Genomic DNA, 4,308 nt, shown 5'->3' with positions numbered 1-4,308 from the left:
CCCCCGCACCCTCGCGCCCCCGAAGCGGAGCGCCCTACGCGCGGGTCACGTACACCCGGTGGTTGCCCTCGGGGTCCGTGCCGGCGACCGTGATGCGGATGCCGGTCCTGAGGTCCTTGAAGTACTGGCCGGGGGAGAAGACGGCGTCGGAGAGTTCGGCGTGGACGTTCGGGCTGCGGGTGCAGCCGCCGCTGTCCTTCGTGGAGTCGACCACCGACACGGGACCGTGGCCGGTGTCGACGTCCGCGTCGACCTTGTAGATCAGCACGCCCGTCTTGCAGACCGCCTCGTCGTTGCCGGCCCGGGTGCGCAGCTCGACCGCGTACCCCGTCCTCGCGTCGACCGGGACGAAGACCAGCTTGCCGCCGGTGCCCGGCTCGGCCAGCGGGGTCAGCAGGTGCTCGGTCGTGCCGGCGCCGGCCGCGCAGTCCACCTGGGAGTCGTCGAGCCAGCCGAGCTTCCACTTGTGCCAGCCCAGCAGGTCGTTGTCGGCTCCCCAGTCCTCGCTCATGATGTCCCAGTGCCCGACCGCGCCGCCCCCGTCCTGCGTGTAGAGGTCGGGCAGGCCGAAGACGTGGCCGTTCTCGTGGGGGAGCACGCGGTACCCGGTCTCGGCGTACGAGCCGGAGCCGTCGTCCTGGCGGCTGTAGACGAAGGACGCGTTGGCGACGGGCACCCCGTCCGCGACCGGTGCCTCGGTGTTGCCGGCGAAGGTGACGGACAGGACGGTGTCCAGGGCGGAGGGCCCGGCGTTCGGGGTGATCAGGACGTTCAGCAGCTCGTAGTCCTGGAAGTCCACCTTCGGGTCGGCGGTGGACACGATGTCCTGGACCAGCTCGCGGTACCCGGGGTCGAAGGGCGCGCCGCGTTCTATCCCGTACTCCTTGAACGGCTTGGGCATCCGCAGCCAGCTGCCTATCGGGGCCTGCGGGCGGTAGTCGAGACGGCCGTACGAGCTGGTGCGGAACCAGTCGGTGGTCTGCGGGAAGAACTCGCCGAAGCGGTCGAGCGCGCTGCCCTGGCCGGGTGCGTCGGAGAAGTCGACCATCAGGTTCAGGGCCCGGACGGTGCCGGTGGAGCGGGCGTAGCCCGCGGCCGTGGGGATGCCCTCCGACATCTGCACGCCGGTCGCGCCGCTGATCATGCAGGGACCGAGCGAGGAGGTCCTGACCGGTGCCACCGGGCCCGCCGCCGAGGTCGAGCCGGCCACCGGATGCCCGGACCCGGCGGAGGTGCTGACCGCCAGGGTGAGGAGGGCGACCGAGGTGAGGGCTGCGGTGCGGCGGTGCGGGCGTATCCGACGGGGGGTCGGCTGCATGCAGGGGCCTTTCGCTCCAGGCAGCCGGCCGTCGGTGGCTGCACCCTTCTGATCACCCTGTGCCGCCGAATGCGCGGGCGCGCGCTGGAGGAGACCGATCGTGGGAGGCGGTCGGCGGGGCTCCTTCCGAGGCTTCTTCCTGGACCGCGAGAAAAGTGACCCAGGTCACAGTGAACTTCTTCGAGATCGGGAAATAAGCGGGGACCCCTTCCCCGTTTAGCCCTGTGTCCGCATGAAACGGGGAGACGTTCCCCGGATCCGGGAGCGGACCCGAGAACGGATCCGACACCGGGCCCGGCGCCGGATCCGACACCGGGTCCGACACCGGATCCGAAAGAAGACTTCGAAGGAGTACGTCGTGGAGACCGCCACCGCCGCACAGCGCAAGGTGCCCCGCCCGCGGGCCGATGCTCTGCGCAACCGGGAGCGGATCGTCGCCGCTGGGCGGGAGATGTTCGTGGAGTTCGGCGCCGAGGTGCCGCTCGACGAGATCGCCCGCCGGGCCGGCATCGGCAACGCCACGCTGTACCGCAACTTCCCGGACCGGGCGGCCCTCCAGCGCGAGGTCGTCTGCTCGGTCATGGACCGCGTCTCGGAGCGGGTCGAGCAGATGCTCGCCGAGACCGGCGACGCCTTCGAGGCCCTGTCACGGTTCGTGCACACGTCGGCCGACGAGCGGATCGGCGCCCTGTGCCCGATGCTCTCCGCGACCTTCGACGCGAACCACCCCGACCTGGTCGCCTCGCGCGAACGGGTCGAGGCGCTGATCGAGACCCTCATGGAGCGCGCCCGCCGGGCGGGCCAGCTCCGCCCCGACGTCGCCGTCGGAGACCTCATGGTCGCCCTCAGCCAGCTCACCCGGCCCCTGCCGGGCACCGCGTGCCCGAACATGGACCGCTTCGTACACCGCCACCTGCAGCTGTTCCTGGACGGACTGCGGGCACCCGCCCGCTCCGTACTGCCGGGCGCGGCCGCGACCATGGAGGACCTCCGCCAAGCATGACCGACTAACCAGACCGACCTGCCCGACCGGGGGGACCGGGAGACCGGCAGGTTGACCGATCAGATTCGCGCACTCCGAGAGTCACCACTCCGAGAGTCACTACTCACAGAGTCACCACTCACACCACAGCCACCGGTCGTCATCGACAAGGACGTCGAGGAGGGCGTCGACAAGGAAGTCGACGAAGACGTCACCGGCGACGAGCCGTCCCTTTCCGTCACCTTTTTCGTCACGAAGTTCCGAAGTGGGTACCCCCATGTCTGAAACAGCCCCGGCCACCGCCGCCAAGGCGCCGGCTCCCGATTCCAACCGCTGGAAAGCGCTCGCGTTCATCGCGATCGCCCAGCTGATGGTCGTGCTCGACGCGACCATCGTGAACATCGCCCTTCCCTCGGCCCAGCAGGACCTCGGGATCTCCGACGGCAACCGGCAGTGGGTCATCACGGCCTACGCCCTCGCCTTCGGCGGACTCCTCCTGTTCGGCGGCCGCATAGCCGACCTGTGGGGCCGCAAGCGCACCTTCGTCGCCGGCCTGGTCGGCTTCGCCGGCGCGTCCGCGCTGGGCGGCGCCGCGACCAACGAGGCGCTGCTCCTCGGCTCCCGCGCCCTGCAGGGTGCTTTCGGCGCGCTGCTCGCGCCCGCCGCGCTGTCGCTGCTCGCGGTGATGTTCACCGACGCCAAGGAGCGCGCCAAGGCGTTCGGCATCTACGGGGCGATCGCCGGTGGCGGTGGCGCCGTCGGCCTGATCCTCGGCGGTTTCCTCACCGAGTACCTGAACTGGCGCTGGACGTTCTTCGTCAACATCCCGTTCGCGGTCGTCGCCGCGGCCGGTGCGTACTTCGTCATCCGTGAGCCGTCCGGCAGCCGCAACCGCTCGCCGCTCGACATCCCGGGCGTCGTCCTGTCCACCCTCGGTCTGGTCGCTCTCGTGTACGGCTTCACGCGTGCCGAGTCCGAGGGCTGGGGCGAGTCCATGACCATCGGCCTGTTCGTCGCGTCGGCGCTGCTCCTGGCGGCCTTCGTGTTCGTCGAGTCCAAGGTCAAGGCCCCGCTGCTGCCCCTGCGCGTCATCACCGACCGCAACCGCGGCGGCATCTACCTCTCGCTCGGTCTCGCGATCATCGCGATGTTCGGCCTGTTCCTCTTCCTGACCTACTACATGCAGGTCGTGAAGGGTTACTCGCCGGTCAAGACCGGTTTCGCCTTCCTGCCGATGATCGCGGGCATGATCACGGGCTCCACGCAGATCGGTGCCCGCCTGATGACCCGCGTCCCGGCGCGGCTGCTGATGGGACCCGGCTTCCTGGTCGCCGCGCTCGGCATGCTGGTGCTGACCCAGATGGAGATCGGCTCCTCCTACGCGACGCTGTTCCTGCCGGGGATGCTGCTGCTCGGCCTCGGTATGGGTACGGCGTTCATGCCGGCCATGTCGCTGGCCACGCTGGGTGTCGAGCCGCGTGACTCCGGTGTCGCCTCCGCGATGGTCAACACCTCGCAGCAGGTGGGCGGCGCGATCGGTACGGCGCTGCTGAACACGATCGCCGCCTCGGCGACCACGGCGTACGTCAAGGACCACATCGCCGGTGCGAGCACGCAGTCGCAGCAGCAGCTCGTGCAGTTGCAGGCGCAGGTGCACGGGTACACCAACGCGATCTGGTTCGCCGTCGGCATCCTCGTCGCGGCCGCGGCGATCGTCTTCACGCTCGTCAACGCCCACCCGTCCGACGTCGCCTCGTCCGCCGGGGCCGTCGAGGGGGCCGAGGACGACGTGATGGTCCCGGTCGTCGCCCACTAGCCGCTCCGCGCGGCGCGGCTCGATCGACAGGGTTGCCCACTGCACCTCGTGCGTACGCGGGGGTGGGGACGCCTTCGTACGTACGATCCCGGGTCTGCCCCGGCTCCACCACACCGGAGCCGGGGCAGACCCATGTTGCGTCCCGTCCCGGGGCGCACCATCCTGCGGCCGGCGGGGCCGACGACGGGTGGG

Annotated in this window: 4 protein-coding genes; 3 read left to right on the top strand and 1 reads right to left on the bottom strand. The window is 70.3% G+C overall.

Going from position 1 to position 4,308, the window contains the following annotated elements; translation table 11 throughout:
• Nucleotides 1-34: 34 nt before the first annotated feature.
• On the bottom strand, nucleotides 35-1,318 hold the full coding sequence (locus FGF04_RS29665) for a M6 family metalloprotease domain-containing protein (RefSeq protein ID WP_149514358.1): 1,284 nt from the start codon (nucleotides 1,316-1,318) through the stop codon (nucleotides 35-37).
• A 358-nt stretch (nucleotides 1,319-1,676) separates the two neighbouring features.
• On the opposite strand from FGF04_RS29665, the gene FGF04_RS29660 reads away from it, so the two are divergent.
• The 3 genes from FGF04_RS29660 to FGF04_RS29650 are packed head-to-tail and all read left to right on the top strand — an operon-like array spanning nucleotide 1,677 to nucleotide 4,116.
• A complete protein-coding gene (locus tag FGF04_RS29660; protein ID WP_149514357.1) occupies nucleotides 1,677-2,321 on the top strand; it encodes a TetR/AcrR family transcriptional regulator in 645 nt (214 codons plus the stop codon).
• Between the two features lie 51 nt (nucleotides 2,322-2,372).
• The gene (locus tag FGF04_RS29655) at nucleotides 2,373-2,585 is read left to right on the top strand and encodes a hypothetical protein (RefSeq protein WP_149514356.1); all 213 of its coding nucleotides are present in this window, start codon (nucleotides 2,373-2,375) and stop codon (nucleotides 2,583-2,585) included.
• On the top strand, nucleotides 2,578-4,116 hold the full coding sequence (locus FGF04_RS29650) for an MFS transporter (RefSeq protein WP_149514355.1): 1,539 nt from the start codon (nucleotides 2,578-2,580) through the stop codon (nucleotides 4,114-4,116). Before FGF04_RS29655 ends, FGF04_RS29650 begins: the two co-directional genes overlap by 8 nt.
• Nucleotides 4,117-4,308 lie beyond the last annotated feature (192 nt).

Source organism: Streptomyces apricus (genome assembly GCF_008369065.1).
In the GTDB taxonomy this organism is placed as follows: Bacteria; Actinomycetota; Actinomycetes; order Streptomycetales; family Streptomycetaceae; genus Streptomyces; species Streptomyces apricus.
This window is presented reverse-complemented; position numbering and strand designations above follow the sequence as displayed.

What these genes read in the sequence shown, in the direction of transcription:
- FGF04_RS29665 (WP_149514358.1), bottom strand. Translation starts at nt 1,318, where the DNA reads ATGCAGCCGACCCCCCGTCGGATACGCCCGCACCGCCGCACCGCAGCC.
- FGF04_RS29650 (WP_149514355.1), top strand. Translation starts at nt 2,578, where the DNA reads ATGTCTGAAACAGCCCCGGCCACCGCCGCCAAGGCGCCGGCTCCCGAT.